Origin of the sequence: Streptomyces sp. NPDC048255 (assembly GCF_040652415.1) — a bacterium.
Classification (GTDB): domain Bacteria; phylum Actinomycetota; class Actinomycetes; order Streptomycetales; family Streptomycetaceae; genus Streptomyces.
Genome location: NZ_JBEZMA010000007.1, coordinates 32404 through 51530, shown reverse-complemented (window position 1 = coordinate 51530; position 19127 = coordinate 32404). Strand labels below are relative to the sequence as shown.

Annotated in this window: 18 protein-coding genes; 10 read left to right on the top strand and 8 right to left on the bottom strand. The window is 71.2% G+C overall.

Annotation, left to right across the window (positions count from 1 at the left end; translation table 11 throughout):
- Positions 1-3: 3 nt before the first annotated feature.
- Complete coding sequence (locus AB0D94_RS08875) at positions 4-2280, bottom strand: transglycosylase domain-containing protein (RefSeq protein ID WP_362047799.1); 2277 nt, start codon at positions 2278-2280, stop codon at positions 4-6.
- A gap of 243 nt (positions 2281-2523) precedes the next feature.
- Between AB0D94_RS08875 and AB0D94_RS08870 the strand changes: the two genes are divergently transcribed.
- From AB0D94_RS08870 to AB0D94_RS08850, 5 genes are all read left to right on the top strand, one after another.
- A complete protein-coding gene (locus AB0D94_RS08870) occupies positions 2524-3432 on the top strand; it encodes an SPFH domain-containing protein (RefSeq protein ID WP_362047796.1) in 909 nt (302 codons plus the stop codon).
- Positions 3433-3518: 86 nt separating this feature from the next.
- Positions 3519-3704 carry a hypothetical protein gene (locus tag AB0D94_RS08865; protein WP_362048106.1) on the top strand — a complete coding sequence of 62 codons (186 nt, stop codon included), beginning with the start codon at positions 3519-3521 and terminating at the stop codon, positions 3702-3704.
- A gap of 197 nt (positions 3705-3901) precedes the next feature.
- Positions 3902-4426: a PadR family transcriptional regulator gene (locus tag AB0D94_RS08860; protein WP_362047793.1), complete on the top strand. Its 525-nt coding sequence runs from the start codon at positions 3902-3904 to the stop codon at positions 4424-4426.
- The gene (locus tag AB0D94_RS08855; protein ID WP_362047790.1) at positions 4423-5109 is read left to right on the top strand and encodes an ABC transporter ATP-binding protein; all 687 of its coding nucleotides are present in this window, start codon (positions 4423-4425) and stop codon (positions 5107-5109) included. Before AB0D94_RS08860 ends, AB0D94_RS08855 begins: the two co-directional genes overlap by 4 nt.
- Positions 5106-7469 (top strand): FtsX-like permease family protein, encoded by a 2364-nt coding sequence (locus AB0D94_RS08850; protein ID WP_362047787.1) that lies wholly within the window; start codon positions 5106-5108, stop codon positions 7467-7469. The genes AB0D94_RS08855 and AB0D94_RS08850 overlap by 4 nt, the downstream gene beginning before the upstream one ends.
- Positions 7470-7516: 47 nt before the next feature.
- On the opposite strand, the gene AB0D94_RS08845 is transcribed toward AB0D94_RS08850, so the two are convergent.
- Positions 7517-8464, bottom strand: coding sequence for a LysR substrate-binding domain-containing protein (locus AB0D94_RS08845; protein WP_362047784.1), 948 nt, complete (start codon positions 8462-8464; stop codon positions 7517-7519).
- Positions 8465-8609: 145 nt separating this feature from the next.
- Here AB0D94_RS08845 and AB0D94_RS08840 point away from each other — a divergent pair, with 145 nt between their 5' ends.
- Together AB0D94_RS08840 and AB0D94_RS08835 are read left to right on the top strand one after the other, a co-directional pair.
- Positions 8610-9164, top strand: a complete 555-nt coding sequence (locus tag AB0D94_RS08840) for a peroxiredoxin (RefSeq protein ID WP_362047781.1) — start codon at positions 8610-8612, stop codon at positions 9162-9164.
- A gap of 3 nt (positions 9165-9167) precedes the next feature.
- On the top strand, positions 9168-9707 hold the full coding sequence (locus tag AB0D94_RS08835) for an alkyl hydroperoxide reductase (protein ID WP_362047778.1): 540 nt from the start codon (positions 9168-9170) through the stop codon (positions 9705-9707).
- 60 nt (positions 9708-9767) lie between these two features.
- On the opposite strand, the gene AB0D94_RS08830 is transcribed toward AB0D94_RS08835, so the two are convergent.
- The 5 genes from AB0D94_RS08830 to AB0D94_RS08810 form a co-directional block, all read right to left on the bottom strand.
- Positions 9768-10523, bottom strand: a complete 756-nt coding sequence (locus AB0D94_RS08830) for a hypothetical protein (RefSeq protein ID WP_362047775.1) — start codon at positions 10521-10523, stop codon at positions 9768-9770.
- 44 nt (positions 10524-10567) lie between these two features.
- Entirely contained in the window at positions 10568-11914 is a 1347-nt protein-coding gene (locus AB0D94_RS08825) for an AI-2E family transporter (protein WP_362047772.1), read from the bottom strand.
- A gap of 122 nt (positions 11915-12036) precedes the next feature.
- A complete protein-coding gene (locus AB0D94_RS08820; protein ID WP_362047769.1) occupies positions 12037-12744 on the bottom strand; it encodes a transglycosylase SLT domain-containing protein in 708 nt (235 codons plus the stop codon).
- 483 nt (positions 12745-13227) lie between these two features.
- Positions 13228-14544, bottom strand: a complete 1317-nt coding sequence (locus tag AB0D94_RS08815; protein WP_362047766.1) for a PhoH family protein — start codon at positions 14542-14544, stop codon at positions 13228-13230.
- Positions 14545-14889: 345 nt separating this feature from the next.
- A complete protein-coding gene (locus tag AB0D94_RS08810) occupies positions 14890-15651 on the bottom strand; it encodes an isoprenyl transferase (RefSeq protein WP_362047763.1) in 762 nt (253 codons plus the stop codon).
- 124 nt (positions 15652-15775) lie between these two features.
- Here AB0D94_RS08810 and mgrA point away from each other — a divergent pair, with 124 nt between their 5' ends.
- Complete coding sequence (gene mgrA, locus AB0D94_RS08805; RefSeq protein WP_362047760.1) at positions 15776-16813, top strand: L-glyceraldehyde 3-phosphate reductase; 1038 nt, start codon at positions 15776-15778, stop codon at positions 16811-16813.
- A gap of 142 nt (positions 16814-16955) precedes the next feature.
- Here the strand turns inward: mgrA and AB0D94_RS08800 are convergent, their stop codons facing one another.
- Complete coding sequence (locus AB0D94_RS08800) at positions 16956-17753, bottom strand: A24 family peptidase (protein WP_362047757.1); 798 nt, start codon at positions 17751-17753, stop codon at positions 16956-16958.
- A 101-nt stretch (positions 17754-17854) separates the two neighbouring features.
- Between AB0D94_RS08800 and AB0D94_RS08795 the strand changes: the two genes are divergently transcribed.
- A complete protein-coding gene (locus AB0D94_RS08795) occupies positions 17855-18250 on the top strand; it encodes a DUF192 domain-containing protein (protein WP_362047754.1) in 396 nt (131 codons plus the stop codon).
- Positions 18251-18338: 88 nt separating this feature from the next.
- Positions 18339-18956, top strand: a complete 618-nt coding sequence (locus AB0D94_RS08790; RefSeq protein ID WP_362047751.1) for an SMI1/KNR4 family protein — start codon at positions 18339-18341, stop codon at positions 18954-18956.
- Positions 18957-19127 lie beyond the last annotated feature (171 nt).

The window sequence follows — 19127 nt, the reverse complement described above, 5'->3', positions numbered from 1 at the left end:
GGGTCAGCGGTCCTGCGACTGCGGGAACAGCGGGTCCGGCGGCTTCGGGGTGTTCCTGCTCGGCGTCGGCGTGGGCGTCGGCGTGGGCGTCGACGTCGGCGACTTCGGCGGGGAGTTGGTCGGGTCCGGCGACTTGGTGGCGCTCTTCGTCGGGTCCGGGGTGTTCTGCGGCGCGCTGCTGCTCGCCGGCGGGCTGGAGGACTGGCTCGACGAGGGCGCGGTGGAGGCGCTGCGGGACGGCGCCACCGGGGTGCCCATCTCGGCCTCCGACAGGTCGAACTTGCCCGTGGTCGAGCCCTTGAGGGCGGCCAGCGTGTACGTCTTCCAGATCTCCGCGGGGAAGCTGGAGCCGCCGGCGCGGCCGCCGCCGGCGGTGCCGGTCAGGGTGACCTGCTTGTGCGTGCCGGGCTCCTCGCCGAACATCGCGACGACGGTGACCAGTTCGGGCGTGTAGCCGGTGAACCAGCCCGCGACGTTGGACTCGGTGGTACCGGTCTTGCCGGCGGCCTGGTAGGCGCTGCTCTGGACCTTGTTGCCGGAGCCGTCGTTGACCACGCCCGTGAGGACCTTGGTCACCGTGTCGGCGGTCTCGCGGCTGATGGCCTGGCCGCCGATGGCGGGGGCCGGGGTGTACTCGCGGTCCTTGTGCTCGGCGCTCTTGATGATGGTCGGGGTGACCTTCTTGCCGTGGTTGTCGAGGGTGGCGTAGACGGCGGCCATCTCCACGGTGTTCGCGCTCATCGTGCCGAGGGACATGGCCGGCTTGTCCTCGGGCCAGCCCTCGCGGTCCTTCATGCCGAGGGCGAGCGCCGTCTTCTTCACCGCCTGCGGCTTCACGTCCACGATCATCTGCGCGTAGACGGAGTTCACCGAGTAGTTGGTGGCCTCCTGGACGGTGATCTCCTTGCCGAAGTCCTTGTCGTCCTGGTTCTGCGGGTTGAACGGGATCTTGCTGCCGACCACCTGGCGCTTGCTGGTGCCGTCGTAGAGGGTGTTCGGGTTGATCTCCTTGCCGTCCTGGGTGGTCGCTCCGGTCTCCAGGGCGGAGGCGAGCACGACCGGCTTGAAGGTCGAGCCCGGCTGGTAGTCGGTGCGCAGGGCGTTGCTCGCGTCCTTCTCCGCAAGGCCCTGGCCGCCGTACATGGCGACGATCGCGCCGGTCTTGGCGTCCACGGAGGTGGCGCCGGCCTGGACGCTCTGGTCCTGGGGCCGGTTCTTGGTGTCCTTGCGGTCGAGCTTGGACTCCAGCTCGTCCTGGACCGCCTTCTCCAGCGCGTCCTGCTTCTTCTTGTCGACGTTGAGCGTGATCTCCCAGCCGCCGGCCGCGATCTCGGCGTCGGTGATGTCCTGCCGGTTCATCTCGTCGTTGGCGGCCTGGATCAGGTAGCCCTTCTGGCCGTCCATGCCCGGGGTGGGCTTGGGCTTGATGGGCTCCTGGAACTTCAGTTCCTTGCGCTTGGCCGCGTCCAGCTCGCCCATCTCGACCATGTTGTCGAGGACGGCGTTGAAGCGGATCATGACCAGCCGCTTGCCGTTCGGACCCGCGGTCGCCCAGTCGTACTGGCTGGGGGCCTGGATGACGGCGGCGAGGTAGGCGCCCTGCTCCAGGGTCAGCTTGTCGGCGTCGATGCCGTAGTAGGCCTGGGCCGCGGCCTGGATCCCGTACGCGTTGCGGCCGTAGAAGTTGGTGTTCAGGTAGCCGGCGAGGATGTCGTCCTTCTCCATGCGCCGGTCGACCTTGAGGGAGATCACCAGCTCACGGACCTTGCGCGTCGGCGACTGGTCCTGCGTCAGGTAGTAGTTCTTCACGTACTGCTGGGTGATCGTCGAGCCGCCGGCCGTGCCCTTGCCGCGGACCGTGTTGAACAGGCCGCGGGCCACGCCCATCAGGTCGATGCCGCGGTCCTTGTAGAAGGACTTGTTCTCGATGGCGATGAAGGCGGTCCGGACGTCCGGCGGGATCTTGTCGATCGGCAGGATCGAGCGGTTCGTCTCGCCGACGCGGGCCATGACCGAGCCGTCGGACCACTTGTAGGTATTGCTCTGCTGCGTGGCCAGGCGGTTCGGGTCGGTGGGCTCGTCCACGGAGAAGTAGAGGATGACCGCCGCGGCCATGAGCACCAGGATCCCCCCGAGGAAGGTGCCCAGGATCGTCTTCCAGGTGAAGAACCGGCGTATGCCGCTGCGTTTGCCGCCGCTCCCCTCGCCCTTGGTGCGTCCGGTCGGCGCCCGCCGCGCACCGCGCTGCTGCTGCGCCTTACGCGCTTCTGCTCGGCCCATCGCTCCCGCTCCGCTCGATAACCCCCCGACGTCAGCTCAGAAAGCTAACACCGCAGGCTGTGACAAAGGTTGGCCAAGCATGGCCAATAACGGTCAATTCGGACGTGAGAATCAGCACCCACACCACTGGAACCGACGCACGATACGGCCTAAGGGTTGCCGATGCGTGACCCTCAGCGGGAAAAGTGATATCACTTTGCTAGACGGCCCGACCGGCCGCGACTCAGGGAAACGGGGCAAACAATGACGAAGTCGGTCACCACAGCGGACGCGATACGGGAGTTCCCCGCACGCAGCACGGGCGGCGGCATCGCACTGCTGCTCGGACTGGCGGGCATCGCGGCGGGGGCGGGCCTGATCGTGACCGGCGCGATGGCGTCGGGCGCCGCCCTCATGGCGGCCCTGATCGTGGCCGGCTGCCTGCTGGCCACGGCGTCCTTCGTCTGGACGACGGGGCTCAACATGGTGGCGCCGGGCGAGGCCCGGGTGGTGCAGCTGTTCGGCCGCTACCGGGGCACGGTGCGCACGGACGGACTGCGCTGGGTCAACCCGCTGGCCACCCGGGAGAAGATCTCCACCCGGGTCCGCAACCACGAGACGGCCGTCCTCAAGGTCAACGACGCGTACGGCAACCCGATCGAGTTGGCGGCGGTCGTGGTGTGGCGGGTCGAGGACACGGCGCGGGCCGTCTTCGAGGTCGAGGACTTCACCGAGTTCGTCGAGACCCAGACCGAGGCGGCGGTGCGGCACATCGCGATCGAGTACCCCTACGACGCGCACGAGGAGGGCGGCCTCTCCCTGCGCGGCAACGCCGAGGAGATCACCGAGAAGCTGGCCGTCGAACTGCACGCCCGGGTGGAGGCGGCGGGGGTCCACATCATCGAGTCCCGCTTCACGCACCTCGCGTACGCTCCGGAGATCGCCTCCGCGATGCTCCAGCGCCAGCAGGCCGGCGCGGTCGTGGCGGCCCGCAAGCAGATCGTGGAAGGCGCCGTGGGCATGGTCGAGCTGGCTCTGACCCGCCTGGCGGAGGAGGACATCGTGGACCTGGACCCGGAGCGCAAGGCCGCCATGGTCTCGAACCTGATGGTGGTCCTGTGCGGGGACCGCGCCGCCCAGCCGGTGCTCAACACGGGCACCCTCTACCAGTGACCCCGCCCGGCACACCGCCCGCGTCCGGCCCCGAGCCCGAGCCCCGCACCGGGGCCCGGGCGGCGGGCCGGCAGGCGCGCAAACAGGTGCTGCTGCGGCTCGACCCGCAGGTGTACGACGCCCTCGCGCGGTGGGCGGGCGAGGAGCTGCGCAGCGCGAACGCGCAGATCGAGTTCCTGCTCCGGCGGGCGCTGGCCGAGGCCGGCCGCCTCCCCGGCGGGGCGGCCCCGATCCCGCCGCGCGGCCGCCCCCGCACCCCGCCGGACGCCTAGGCCCTGTCCGGGCGTGTCCCGTCGGTCAGGCCGGACCGGCCGTCCCGGGCCCGGCCTGACCGACGGGACACCCCGGAGGCCCGCACCCCGTTCCGGATCGTGACAGACGGCTCCCACCTGCGGAAACGGGCTCCACACCCTCAGCTATACACCCCGCGTATACAACGTGGGTATACACCCCGTGTACAGTCGCTCCCATGTCCATCGGTCATACCTTGCTCGGCCTCCTGGAGGCCGGCCCGCGCCACGGCTACGACCTCAAGCGCGCCTTCGACGAGAAGTTCGGCCACGACCGCCCCCTGGCCTACGGACAGGTCTACTCGACCATGTCCCGCCTCCTGAAGAACGGCCTCGTCGAGGTCGAGGGGATAGAGAGCGGCGGCGGTCCCGACCGCAAGCGGTACGCGATCACCGACGCGGGCATCACCGACGTCGAGACCTGGCTTTCGCAGCCGGAGAAGCCCGAGCCGTACCTCCACTCGACCCTCTACACCAAGGTCGTCCTCGCCCTGCTCACCGGGCGTGGTGCGGCCGGAGTGCTGGACGCCCAGCGCGCCGAGCACCTGCGCCTGATGCGCATCCTGACCCAGCGCAAGCGCAAGGGGGACCTCGCCGACCAACTGGTCTGCGACCACGCCCTGTTCCACCTGGAAGCGGACCTGCGCTGGCTCGAACTCACCGCCGCCCGCCTCGACCAGCTCGCGAAGGAGGTGCGCCGATGACCCCGGCCGGCTCGCTGCTCGCCGCCACGGACCTCCGCAAGGCGTACGGCAGCACCAAGGCGCTCGACGGTGCCGGGTTCTCCGTCCACCCCGGCGAGGTCGTCGCCGTCATGGGCCCCTCCGGCTCGGGCAAGTCCACCCTGCTGCACTGCCTCGCCGGGATCGTCACCCCCGACTCCGGCTCCATCACCTACGCCGGACGCGAGCTGTCCGCCATGAACGACGCCCAGCGCAGCGCCCTGCGCCGCAGCGAGTTCGGCTTCGTCTTCCAGTTCGGGCAGCTCGTACCGGAGCTGACCTGCACGGAGAACGTCGCCCTCCCGCTCCGGCTGACCGGCGTCAAGCGCAAGGACGCCGAGCGGACCGCGCTGCACTGGATGGAGAAGCTCCAGGTCGAGGACCTCGGCCGCAAGCGCCCCGGCGAGATATCCGGCGGCCAGGGCCAGCGCGTGGCCGTCGCCCGCGCCCTCGTCACCCAGCCCCGGGTGATCTTCGCCGACGAGCCCACCGGCGCCCTCGACTCCCTGAACGGCGAGCTCGTCATGCAGCTGCTCACCGAGACCGCCCGCTCCGCCAACGCCGCCGTCGTCCTCGTCACGCACGAGACGCGCGTGGCCGCGTACTCCGACCGCGAGATCGTCGTACGCGACGGCAGGTCCCGCGACATGGAGCGGATCGTATGAGCACGCTCTCGGTCTGGGCCCGCGACCTCGCCCTGGGCGCCCGCTTCGCCTTCGGCGGCGGCCGCGAGGGCTGGACCCGCACCCTGCTCACCGGCGTGGGCGTCGGCCTCGGCGTCGCCCTGCTGCTGATCAGCACCGCGATCCCCGGCGCGCTCACCGCCCGCGGCGAGCGCGGCGACGCCCGCTCCACCCTGGGCGCCCCGACCGCCGAGCAGCCGGGCCGCGACACCCTGCTCATCACCCGCGTCGGCCAGACCTACCACGGCCAGGACATCGACGGCCTCATCATGCACGCCGAGGGGCCGGACGCCCCCGTCCCGCCGGGCCTGACGAAGATCCCCGGCCCCGGCGACATGGCCGTCTCCCCCGCCCTGGACGAGCTGTTGAAGTCCTCCGAGGGCAAGCTGCTGCGTGAACGCCTCGACGGCAGGACCACCGAGATCATCGGCGACGCCGGTCTGACCGGCCCCGGCGAACTCCTCCTCTACCTGGGCAACGACCAGCTCCCCTCGGCCGTGGACGCCACGGGCAGCCTCCGCGCCCAGCGCATCACCGGCTTCGCCGCCGTCGCGGGTCCCCAGCCGCTCGACCCGGTGCTGATGCTCCTGGTCGTACTGACCTTCGTCGCCCTGCTCATGCCGGTCGCCGTGTTCATCGCCGCCGCCGTCCGCTTCGGCGGGGAGCGGCGCGACCGGCGGCTCGCCGCGCTGCGGCTGGTCGGCGCCGACAGCCGCATGGTCCGCCGGATCGCGGCCGGTGAGGCCATGGCCGGATCCCTGGTCGGGCTGGGGCTGGGCGTCGGGTTCTTCCTGATCGGCCGCCAGCTGGTCGGCGGAGTCAGCCTCCGGCAGCGCAGCGTCTTCCCCGCCGACCTGGACCCCGCACCGTGGCTGGCCGCCCTGGTCGCCGTCGCCGTGCCCGCGGCGGCCGTCGCCGTGACCCTGTTCGCGCTGCGCGGGGTCGTCATCGAACCGCTGGGCGTCGTCCGCACCTCCGCGCCGGCCAGGCGCCGCATCTGGTGGCGGCTGCTGCTGCCGCTCGGCGGAGTCGGCCTCCTCGCCCCGCTGATGGGCCGCGGCGACGACCACGGCCAGTTCAACCAGTGGCAGGTCAGCGGTGGCGTGGTGCTCCTGCTGGTCGGGATCACCGCCCTGCTGCCCTGGCTGCTGGAACGGCTCGTCGGCCGGATGTCCGGCGGCCCGGTGTCCTGGCAGCTGGCCGTGCGCCGCCTCCAGGTGAGCAGCGGGGCCGCCGCCCGCCTGGTCAACGGCATCGCGGTGGCGGTCGCCGGGGCCATCGCCCTACAGATGCTCTTCGCGGGCGTCGAGGACGACTACGCCGTGGACACCGGGCAGGACCCCTCGCGGGCCTCCGTCTCGGTCCTCCTGCGCAGCGGGACCGAGGCCAAGGCCGACTCCCTCGCCCAGGAGATCTCCGGCACCGAGGGCATCGTCCGGGCCGTCCCGCTGATCAGCGTCCCCGCCGCACACCAGGTCCCCGCGGGGGGCGAGCGGATCTCGGTGACCGTCGGCACCTGCGCGGCGCTCGGCGAGGTCGCGGTGCTCGACTCCTGCCGGGACGGCGACGCGTTCGTGCTGACCGGCGCCCCCGTCGGCGCCGCCGGCGGGTACGGGCCCACGGCCCGGCCCGGCGACCAGCTCTTCGCCGGGAACATCTACGACCTCGACGACGGCGAGCTCGTCAGGGGCAGGCCCGTACCGTGGACCGTCCCGGCCGGCGCCCGCACCGTCGCCAGCCGCGAGGATCCGACCGGCCAGCTGCGCACCGGGCTGCTCGTCACCCCGGCCGCCGCCCCGAAGGGCATGGGCTTCCACCAGAACGCGCAGATCTTCGTGCAGCTCGACGACGCGGTGCCGGACGCGCTGGAGCGGGTCCGTACGGCGGCCTTCAAGGCCGACCCCTTCGCCACCGCGATGACGCTGAAGGCGACGCAGCAGGTGGCCGGTTACTCCACGATCCGGACCGGGCTGTTCTTCGGCGCGACGGGCGTGCTGATCCTGATCGGCTCCAGCCTGCTCGTCTCCCAGCTGGAGCAGCTGCGCGAACGCAAGAAGCTGCTCTCGGCCCTGGTCGCCTTCGGCACCAAGCGCTCCACGCTGAGCCTGTCGGTGCTGTGGCAGACCGCCCTGCCGATCGGACTGGGCCTGGGCCTGGCGGCCGCCGTGGGCGTCGGGCTCGGCACGGTCCTGATGCGGATGGCCGGCCGTCCCGTCCGGGTCGACTGGGCCTCGGTCCTGGCGATGACCGGGGTCGGCGCGGGCGTGGTCGCCCTGGTGACCGTCCTCAGCCTGCCCGTACTGCTGCGCCTGATGCGCCCGGACGGCCTGCGGACGGAGTGACCCCCGGCCCCCCGCAGGCCGGTGCGCCCGCTCCCGCGCCCTTCGACTCAGTCGGTGGGCCACACCGGGAGCGGGCGTACCGCTTCGCGCAGGGCGGCGGCGATCGCCCGGAACTCCTCCTGCCGGGCGGTCCCGGTGCGCATGGCCAGCGCGATCCGCCGCGAGGGGGCGGGCTCGGCGAAGTACCCGGTGGCCAGGTGCTCGTTGCGGGCGGTCTCCAGCCGCAGCGCGGTGCGCGGCAACAGCGTCACGCCCAGTCCCCCTGCGACCAGTTGTACGAGGGTGGACAGCCCGGCGGCGGTGGTCGTGACGTCCGCCCCGGTGGTACGGCCCGCCTCCCGGCAGATGTCCAGGGCCTGGTCGCGCAGGCAGTGGCCCTCGTCCAGCAGCAGCAGTTGCAGCCCCCGCAGTTCCTCCAGCGGCACGTCCCGGCGGCCCGCCAGCGGATGTTCCCGGGGCGCCAGCAGGACGAAGTCCTCGTCGAAGACGGGCAGTTCGGTGATCCCGGGCACCCCGAGCGGCACCGCCAGCAGCAGCAGGTCGAGGCGGCCGGCCGCCAGCCCCTCCAGCAGCGAGACCGTCTGCTCCTCGTGCACCTGGAGGTCCATGCCGGGGTAGCGCCGGTGGAACAGCCCCAGCACGGTCGGCAGCAGGTACGGCGCCACCGTCGGGATCACCCCGAGCCGCAGGATCCCGGTGAAGGGGGCCCGTACGGCCTCGGCCTCCTCCAGGAGCCCGCCCATCGCGTCGAGCACCACCCGCGCCCGGGCGGCGATGCGCTCGCCCGCCGGGGAGAGCAGCACCTTGCGGGTGGTCCGCTCCAGCAGTTGCACCCCGAGGGCGTCCTCCAGCGCGGAGACGGCCCCCGACAGGGCCGGCTGGCTCATGCCTATGGCCGCGGCCGCGTCCCGGAAGTGCAGGTGCTCGGCGACCGCCGCGAAGGCGCGCAGCTGCGCGAACGTCGCCTGCTTCGGTCCCCTGTTATTGGGAGCCACTGATAGGTACCTCCGATCACCGGACACAAGAGTAGCTATTTCTGTAATCAATGCCGCTGTGCCAGCATGTGAGATCCGTCCAACCCCCTTGGAAAGCCGCAATAGCCCCAAAAGGGCGGCGTCTTCCTGTCCGCAAGGAGAGCACGTGCTCACTGTCGGTGACAAGTTCCCCACCTACGATCTGACCGCCTGCGTCTCGCTCGAGGCCGGTAGCGAGTTCGCCCAGATCGACCACAAGACCTATGAGGGCAAGTGGCGCGTGGTGTTCTTCTGGCCGAAGGACTTCACCTTCGTCTGCCCGACCGAGATCGCCGCGTTCGGCAAGCTGAACGAGGAGTTCCTGGACCGCGACGCCCAGATCCTCGGCGTCTCCGGCGACTCCGAGTTCGTCCACCACGCCTGGCGCAAGGACCACGCCGACCTGCGTGACCTGCCCTTCCCGATGCTGGCCGACTCCAAGCACGAGCTCATGCAGGCCTGTGGCGTGCAGGGCGAGGACGGCTTCGCGCAGCGCGCCGTCTTCATCGTCGACCAGAACAACGAGATCCAGTTCTCCATGGTGACCGCCGGCTCCGTCGGCCGTAACCCCAAGGAGGTCCTGCGGGTCCTCGACGCCCTGCAGACCGACGAGCTGTGCCCCTGCAACTGGACCAAGGGCGAGTCCACCCTCGACGCCGGCGCGCTGCTGGCCGGTGAGTGACGGATGTCCCTCGACTCCCTGAAGTCCGCCATACCGGACTTCGCCAAGGACCTGAAGCTGAACCTCGGCTCGGTCGTCGGCAACCAGGACACCCTCACCCAGCAGCAGCTGTGGGGCACCGTCCTGTCCTGCGCGATCGCCGCCCGCTCCCCGCGCGTCCTGCGTGAGCTGGAGCCGGAGGCGAAGGCGAACCTCTCCGCGGAGGCGTACACCGCCGCCAAGTCCGCCGCGGCGGTCATGGCGATGAACAACGTCTTCTACCGCACGCGCCACCTGCTCTCCGACCCGGAGTACGGGACCCTGCGCGCGGGCCTGCGGATGAACGTCATCGGCAACCCGGGCGTGGAGAAGGTCGACTTCGAGCTGTGGTCGCTCGCGGTCTCCGCGATCAACGGCTGCGGCCAGTGCCTCGACTCGCACGAGCAGGTCCTGCGCAAGGCCGGCGTCGGCCGCGAGGCCGTCCAGGAGGCCTTCAAGATCGCCTCGGTCATCCAGGCCGTCGCGGTCACCTTGGACGCGGAGGCGGCGCTCGCCGCCGAGTGACACCGCACGGTACGACACGGGGGCCCCGCGGCCGGGAACGGCCGCGGGGCCCCCGCGCGTTCACTTCTCCAGCGCCGCCATCATGGCCCGCACGTCCTTGACCATCGCCGCCTTCAGCGTCTCCCGGTCGGGCCGGGGCCGTACCGGCACCTGCGCCTCGCCGTCCTGGGCTGCCGGGGGCTCGACCCCCGATCCCCGTTCACCGAGGAAGACGACGTGGAGGACGAACACCGCTCCGCCGTCACGAACCCGCAGCCGCAGGTCCCCGCCGGTGTCGCCGGCGGCTTCGGCGTCGGCTCCGGGGGCGCTGATCAAGGCCTGCTCGCCGATGCCGGGCACCGGCTCCCAGCGGCTGTCCTCGTCGGAGTACGCCCGCTCGTACTTGCTGCCGACCTCGAACTCGGCCGCCGGGTCGGTCTTCTTGTGCAGTTCGAACTCGGCCTGGACGAAGTACGCGTCCTCGCCGGCCGGGGTGGAGCCGGACCGGCTGCACATCGCCCAGTCCATCGCCGGGTGCCGGCCCTCCACGTGCGGGTCGGCGGTGTCGGAGAGCCCGCCCAGGGCCTCGCCCAGGGCCGGCAGCTTCACCTGCTCGCACAGGTTGTCCGTGGCCCGGTGGCGCAGCCCCGGCGCCGTCAGCCGGTCCCCGTAGAAGTGGAGGCCGCCCGCCCAGACGGCGGAGGTGGCCACGACCGTAGCCACGACCCACCACCACGGCCGGCCCGGCCCCCGCTCACGCGGCGGGGCGGCGCCCTGCGCCACCTCGGCCGGCCGCTCCGGCTCCCACTGCTCCTCCAGCTCGGGCTCGCTGATCATCCCCCGCCCCCCTGTTCTGCTGGTCCGCCGAGTCCTCGGCTGCGTCAAGTCCTGGGCTTCGTCCGGCCGTCCGGCACCAGGCCCACGGCCGTCGCTCCGTGCGGGCCCGGTCCGACCGCCCCGGCGCCCAGGTGGTGCTGGTCGCGCGAGTACGCCTTCAGGTAGCCCACCGCGGTGTTGGTGACGGCCACCAGCGGTACGGCGACCACCGCGCCGCCGATGCCGGCGACCAGCCCGCCGGCCGCCACCGAGAGCACCACCGCGAGCGGGTGCACCCGTACCGCCCGGCCCAGGATGAAGGGCTGGAGCACGTGCCCCTCGATCTGCTGCACCGCCAGGACCACCAGCAGCACCATCAGGGCGCTGAACACGCCCTGGGTCACCAGCGCCACGACCACGGCGAGCGCGCCGGAGACCACCGCACCGACCAGCGGGATGAAGGCGAACAGGAAGATGAACACGGCCAGCGGCACGGCCATCGGCACGTCCAGGAAGTAGATGCCGAGGCCGATGAAGATGGCGTCGATGAGCGCGACGAGCACGGTGCCGCGCACGTACGCGGTCAGCGTGCGCCAGGCGCGCGGACCGGCCCCCGCCACGCCGGGCCGGGCGGCGGCCGGGACCAGGCCGAGCGTCCAGTTCCAGATGCGCTTGCCGTCGTAGAGCAGGAAGAGCGTCGAGAACATCGCGAGCAGGATGCCCGTCAGCACCTCGACGAGCACCGTCACGCCTTGCAGTCCGGCGGAGGTGATCTGCTCGGTGTTGGTGCCGATGGTCTCGCTGAGGTTCTTCGCGATGTCGTTGATCTGCTTCTCGGTCACGTGGAACGGACTGTCCAGTGCCCAGAGTTTGAGTTCGTTGATGCCGTCGCGGACCCGGTCGGAGAGGTCGTCGAGGTTCTCCATGACCTGCCAGACCACGAACCAGCCGACGAGCCCGATGACCACGAAGCCGAGGATCGCGGTGACGGCGGTGGCCAGTCCGCGCGGCAGGCCGAGGCGGCGCAGCCGGACGACGAAGGGCTGGAGCAGCGCGGTGACCAGCATCGCGGCGGCGAAGGCGAGGACGACCAGGCGGACCTCGCTGATCACCTTCATCAGCACCCACAGCATCCCGGCGAGGAGCAGCAGACGCCAGCTGGCCTCGGCGGCGACCCGCATGCCCCACGGGACCACGCTCACGGGGTCGGGGCGCTCGGGAAGCGCCGGGCCGTGTACGGGGGCCACCGCGGGGGTGGGCTCCACGACGGCCGGTTCCGGGGCGGACGCGGCGGGGCGCGGCAGATCGCCGGTGGTCTCGGCCTCGACTTCGGCGCGCCGCTCGTTGAGGCGGGCCTCCATCCGGTGGAGCCTGCTCCCGAGCCGGCCGAGCCAGCCTGCCCTCTTCGCCATGTCGTTCCCTTCCCCCCGTCCGATACGCGATCACACCCCGAAGACCGTACACGCGAGGAGCCCCGCACCGTAGGACGGTGCGGGGCTCCTCGAGGTCGAACGGCCGCGGCTGTCGACTGTGTCTAGTACCAGTTGTTGGCCTGGTGGAAGCTCCAGGCTCCGCACGGGCTGCCGTAGCGCTCGTTCATGTAGTTCAGACCCCACTTGATCTGCGTGGCGGGGTTGGTGCGCCAGTCGGCACCGGCCGAGGCCATCTTCGAGCCCGGCAGTGCCTGGACCAGGCCGTAGGCGCCCGAGGACGAGTTCACGGCCTTGTAGTTCCAGGTGGATTCCTGGTTGATGATGTTGGAGAAGCACTGGAACTGGCCGGCCGGGACCATCTGCTGGGCGATGGCCTTGACCTGCGCGACCGTGTACGAGCTCTGGGGCGCGAAGTCACCGGCGTCGCGGGCGGCGGAGCGGCTGGCGGCCTGCTCCTTCTCCTCGCGTTCCTTCTTCAGCTTGGCTTCGTCCGCGGCCTTCTTGTCGGCTTCGGCCTTCTCCGCTTCCGCTTTCTTCGACTTGGCGGTCTCGGCGGCCTGGACGCGGGCGGCCTCCTCGGCCGAACGCTTGGCGTCGGCGTCGGCGGCGTGGGCGATCGTGTCCGCCTGCTGCGTCAGGACCGCGGCCTGGTCGCCGGCCGGGATTTCAGCGAGGAGAGTCGCGCCGGACGCGGTCGTCTCGAGGTCGTTCGAGGAGGCGTCGCCAGTGGCGACGCCTACGACTGCGCCAACGGTGGTGACCGCGGTGGCCGAAGCCACTGCGAACCCCCGGACCGAGATCCGGCTCACACGGTGTCCTTCCAGCAGCGTCCGCAAGTGACCGCGCGGGCGCAAGAGTGCCCCTCGACACTGGCCTCCGTGGTGGTGCGGTCACTGGAGGCGCGGGCCCGTGGGCAACTCCCTTGCGGGGGCTGCCGCGTGATGCTCCGGGCGGCATACGGCTGACGGCTGTGGAGTTGTGGTGCTGCGCGTACCTCACGGGAGATACAGGTGTGCCGTATGCGGGGCCTGACGGAAAACAGACTTTGCCGGACCTCGACGCCGCAAGGCAATTCTCCGTTGCGTGGGAAAGGTCACACCTGGCATGTCGCCCTCCGTTTCGCCAAAGACCTGTGCAGCACGACGCCGCCCGGCTAGGCTCCTGGGCCTTTGCCGGGCGGCGTCAACTCGTCCTGCCGCTATGAGGTTTTTGACCCTTTCGATCCGTCAGCGTTCCTGGGTGTGCGTCGATGTGCGTCGGTGTGGGTCGGCTTGCGCCGATTTACGCCGGCGTCACAGCGTTTCGAGCATCTCCGTGACCAGAGCGGCGATCGGGGAACGCTCGGAGCGGTTCAGCGTGACGTGGGCGAAAAGCGGATGCCCCTTCAGTTTCTCGACCACCGCCACGACTCCGTCGTACCGGCCGACCCGCAGGTTGTCCCGTTGGGCGACGTCGTGGGTCAGAACGACCCGCGAATTGGCACCGATACGGGACAGAACGGTCAGCAGGACATTGCGCTCCAGGGACTGCGCCTCGTCCACGATCACGAAGGCGTCGTGCAGCGAGCGGCCCCGGATGTGCGTGAGCGGCAGGACCTCCAGCATCCCGCGGTTCAGCACCTCCTCGATGACCTCGCGCCCCGCCACCGAGGAGAGCGTGTCGAAGACCGCCTGCGCCCAGGGGCTCATCTTCTCGCCCTGGTCCCCGGGCAGGTAGCCGAGCTCCTGCCCGCCCACCGCGTACAGCGGCCGGAAGACCATCACCTTCTGGTGCTGCCTGCGCTCCAGCACCGCCTCCAGGCCCGCGCACAGGGCCAGCGCCGACTTGCCGGTACCGGCCCGGCCGCCCATGGAGAGGATCCCGATCTCCGGGTCGAGGAGCAGGTCGAGCGCGATGCGCTGCTCGGCGCTGCGGCCGTGCAGCCCGAAGGCCTCGCGGTCGCCCCGTACGAGCTTCACGTTGCCGTCCGCGGTGACCCGGCCCAGCGCCTTGCCGCGCTCGGACTGGAGGACCAGTCCGGTGTGCACGGGCAGTTCGGCGGCCTCCGGGACGTAGAGCCGCTCCTCCGAGTAGAGGAGGTCCACCTGTTCCCCGGAGAGGGAGAGCTCGCTCATGCCCGTCCAGCCGGCATCGGTGATCGCGAGTTCCGCTCGGTACTCCTCCGCGATCAGCCCCACGGAGGAGGCCTTGATGCGCAGCGGGAGATCCTTCGAGACCACCGTGACGTCGTAGCCCTCGGCCTGGAGATTGCGGGCGACCGCGAGGATCCGCGAGTCGTTGTCCCCCAATCGGAAGCCGGCGGGCAGGACACCCGGGTCGGAGTGGTTGAGCTCGACACGCAGGGTGCCGCCCAGATCGCCCAGCGGGATGGGAGCGTCGAGACGACCGTTGCGAACCCGGAAGTCGTCGAGCAGGCGCAGGGCCTGGCGAGCGAAGTAGCCGAGTTCGGGATGGTGCCTCTTTGCCTCCAGCTCGGTGATCACCACGATCGGGAGCACGACCTCGTGCTCGTCGAAGCGGGAGATCGCGTTGGGGTCTGCCAGCAGGACGCTGGTGTCGAGGACGTAGGTCCGCCTGTCGGGCAGGCGGCTCTTAGTGCTGGTCACCACGGAAGGACGTACCCCCTCGGAAGAGGTCGGGCCATGAAGACCGGACCGGTCATCGGCACCCATGCCAGGGCCGATTTCCGGCCCTCCACTCCGTCCGTGCGAACCGCACGTGCGTCCTGGTGCAAAGGGCCTCCCGGGCGGACGACCCCATGCCGTCCGCTGAGACTCGACACCCGTGGATCGGGCGTCGACCTGCAAGGGATATTCCCCGATCAGGCCAGGCCATGCCATGGCATATGACGGACGCTCGGTGAATGCCTGGTGAAGGCTTTCGGGGTACGGGCGCGGCGCGGACCGGGTGAGGGCGCGGGGGTGGTACCGAGGGGGCGTCAGACACCCCCCGAATCAGGTCCCGTACCGCCGGTGGCGCGCGGCGTAGTCGCGCAGGGCCCGCAGGAAGTCGACCTTCCGGAAGGCCGGCCAGAAGACCTCGCAGAAGTAGTACTCGGAGTGCGCGCTCTGCCACAGCATGAATCCGGACAGCCGCTGCTCGCCGCTGGTGCGGATCACCAGGTCCGGGTCGGGCTGGCCGCGCGTGTAGAGGTGCTCCGCGATGTGGTCGATGTCCAGGATCTCGGCGAGCTCCTCGAAGGAGGTCCCCTTCTCCGCGTGCTCCAGGAGCAGGGAGCGGACCGCGTCGGCGATCTCCTGGCGGCCGCCGTAGCCGACGGCGACGTTGACGAGTATCCCCTGGACGTCGTGGGTGGCCTGCTCGGCCTCCTTCAGCACGGTCTGCGTCCGGGCGGGCAGGATGTCGAGGTTGCCGACGTGGTGGACGCGCCAGCGGCCGTCCGCGGCGAGGCCCCGCACGGTGTTCTCGATGATGTTGAGCAGCGGGCGGAGCTCGACCTCCGGCCGGTCCAGGTTGTCCGTGGACAGCATCCACAGGGTGACGACCTCGACGTCCGTCTCGGTGCACCAGCCCAGCATCTCGGAGATCTTGTCGGCGCCGGCCTGGTGACCCTGCTCCGTCGTACCTCCGGAAGCCTTCGCCCAGCGCCTGTTCCCGTCCAGGATGACGCCGATGTGCTTGGGCGCCGCGTCATGGTCGAGGCGGCCCTCCACCCGGCGTGCGTACAGCCTGTACACCAGGTCGCGCAGCTTCACGATCTTCCAGCCCCTCCGTGCAATGCCCCCGTGCGATTGCGGACCCCCGAGTGCGCCACATTACTGCGCAGCGGGAGGCCCTACCCAACTCGGTCTGTCACAGGTCCGTGATAGGGAGGACAACGTGACTGATACCAATCCCTATCGGGCAGAGCCCTCGCGCTACGACTCCATGCCCTACCGGCGCACCGGCCACAGCGGCCTCAAGCTCCCCGCCATCTCCCTCGGCCTCTGGCACAACTTCGGCGACGACAAGGCCCTGGCGTCGCAGCGGGCCATCCTGCGCCGGGCCTTCGACCTCGGCGTCACCCACTTCGACCTGGCCAACAACTACGGGCCGCCGCCCGGCTCGGCCGAGCTCAACTTCGGCAAGATCTTCGCGCAGGACTTCGCCTCCCACCGCGAGGAGCTGGTCCTGTCCACCAAGGCCGGGTACCTGATGCACGCCGGGCCGTACGGCGAGTGGGGCAGCCGCAAGTACCTGCTCGGCTCGCTCGACGCCTCGCTGAAGCGGATGGGCGTGGACTACGTCGACATCTTCTACTCGCACCGCTTCGACCCGGAGACCCCGCTGGAGGAGACCATGGGCGCCCTCGCGTCCGCGGTCCAGCAGGGCAAGGCGCTGTACGTGGGCGTCTCTTCGTACACGGCGGAGCAGACGGCCGAGGCCGCGCGGATCCTGCGCGAGATGGGGGTGCGGCCGCTGATCCACCAGCCCTCCTACTCCATGATCAACCGCTGGACGGAGGAGGACGGGCTGCTGGACACGCTGGAGGAGAACGGCATGGGCTGCATCTCCTTCGCGCCGCTCGCGCAAGGGCTGCTGACCGGCAAGTACCTGAAGGGCATCCCGGAGGGCTCGCGGGCCAGCCAGGGCAAGTCCCTCAACCCCGACCTGCTGTCGGACGACGTGCTCCGCCGGCTGACGGGGCTGAACGAGATCGCCGCGCGGCGCGGGCAGTCGCTCGCGCAGCTGGCGCTGAACTGGGTGCTGCGCGACGAGCGGATGACTTCGGCCCTGATCGGCGCGTCGAGCGTGAAGCAGCTGGAGGAGAACGTGGCCGCGCTGGCCGGTGCGCCGCTGTCCGAGCAGGAGTTGAAGGAGATCGATTCCCTCGCGGTCTCCACCCCCGGCACCAACATCTGGGCCCAGCGCGGCTGACCTGCGCTGATGCGGCGCCCGCCCTCGGGAGCCGGCAGAAACAAAAAACGGGCCGGTCCGTGGGGGGGATACGGACCGGCCCGAGGGGGGGGTTCCACCATAACCCTTCGTAAAGCGTCCTGCGTGCATCGGCGCGCCACGATTACGCTCCGAAACCACCCAGCAGCACTCCGGTGAGCGCTCCGGCCACCATGAAGGGGCCGAAGGCGAAGGGCTGCTTCCGGGTCGCCGGGCCGCGCAGGACAAGGGCGAGGCCGTACAGGGACCCGTAGAGGAAGCCCAGGAAGGCCCCGGAGGCCCATACCCCCCACCCGTACCACCCAAGAGCGACCCCCAGCGAGAGCGCCAGCTTGACGTCGCCGAAGCCCATGCCCGCCGGGTTGATCAGGAAGAGCAGCAGGTACCCGGCCGCGAGCGCCGCCCCGCCGAGCAGCGCGAGCCGCCAGGACCCGGCCGCCCCGGGGAGCAGGGCCGCGGCCCCGAGCAGCGCGGCGGCCGCGGCGGCGAGCGGCAGGGTCAGTACGTCGGGCAGCCGGCGCACGGCCCGGTCGACGAGGGCCGGCAGCACGAACAGCGGGGCGAGCCCCACGTACGCCAACGCCTCGGGGCGGAGCCCGACGGCGCCGGCCAGCGCCGCGCAGAGCGCCCCGGTCAGGGCGGCCAGGGGCAGCGGCCGCGCCCCGTAGGCGTGCCGGGCCGCCGTGGCCACCGCCGTGGGCCCGGGCTCGGCCGCGGAGGCCGGCGCGGTGGACGGGCCGGAGGCCGGGCCGGTGGCCCGGCAGCGGGCCGGACCGAGCCAGCCGGCCAGCGCGTGCCCCTGCGGACAGCGGTCGCGCCAGGGCTCGCCCGGGGCGACGGAGAGCCGGTACGCGGCGCGGGGCAGCAGCAGCCCGGCGGCGGCGCCGTACCCGGCGGCGAGGACGATCAGCACCACACCCATCCGGCGAAGGTACCCACTGCGCCGCCCGCCCCGCCGGGGTTCGGGGAGCCGGCCGTGCCGGGCCCGGCACGGTCGGCAAGACACCCCCTAGGGTGGCCGCCATGGCGAACTGGCGCGACGGCGCGGGCACCCTCAGGGTCGGGGCGGCCGAGAGCCCTCTGGAGATCCTGCTGGAGATCCCTCTGGAGGTCGCCGCCTCCTACCGGGCCCGGACCCGCGGGCTGCTCGGGCGGGACGGCCTGACCGGTGCGCTGCTGCTGACCCCCGCGGCGAGCGTGCACACCTTCGGGATGCGGTTCGCGATCGACGTCGCCTACCTGGACCGGCGGCTGCGCGTCATCGCCGTGACCACCATGGCCCCCGGCCGGCTCGGGCTGCCCCGGCCGCGCTCCCGGCACGTCCTGGAGGCGGAGGCGGGCGCGATGGCGGGCTGGGGGCTGCGCGTCGGAACCCCCGTACAGATGGAGAGCGCCCCGCGCCCCGCACCGGGACCCTGACGCGCGGCCGACGGGCGAGACGGGGCTGGGCCCGCCGTCGTACGGGCGGTAGGTTGGGGCGGTTGAGCTGGGGTGTCAGGGGAGCGGCATGACGGAGAACGCGCGGATCAAGGCGCTGGAGCAGATCATGCCGGCGACGCACGGCGCCGACGAGGACATCGACTGGCAGGCGGCCGAGGCCGCCTGGGGCACCCGGTTCCCGGCCGATTTCATCGCGTTCATGGGCCGCTTCGGCGCGGGTTCCATCAACGGCGAGGCGAGCATCCTGCTGCCGCTGCCCAAGCCCGGACTCCAGTGGGACCCCGCCGAGATGGCGGAGGAGACCGACAACGCCCGGCAGATCTGGGAGGCGGAGGGCGGCCGGTCCGCCTTCGACCTGGACCCGGAGTCGGTCATCGCCTGGGGCGTCACCGGCGGGTCCGACATCCTGTGCTGGCTCACCACCGACCCGGACCCGGACCGCTGGCCGGTCCTGGTGTGCGGGCGGCACACCGCCGACTCCTTCGCCGTGTACCCGTACGGCATGGCCGAGTTCCTCTACCGGCTGTGCTCCGACGAGTTCGACGTGAGCCCCGTCAGCATCACCTTCTGGGACGGCGGGCACCTCAGCTTCGTGCACTGGCGCAAGGCCCAGCGCCGGTGGCAGGAGGGGCGCAACCCGGAGACGGGCGAGCCCGACCCGTACGCGGGCGACTTCCCCGACTAGGACGTACGAACCCCGTCCACCCGTTTCCGTGACCGGAAACGGGCAATTCGCATGTCTACGCGCGTCCCGATGGTTGATCACATATCGGAAAACACCAGCCGGAAAAACCCCAGTTGGAGCATTGACCACAAGTAGGGCCCCAATGGGGCCAACCGCCCGCCGTCAGGAGAG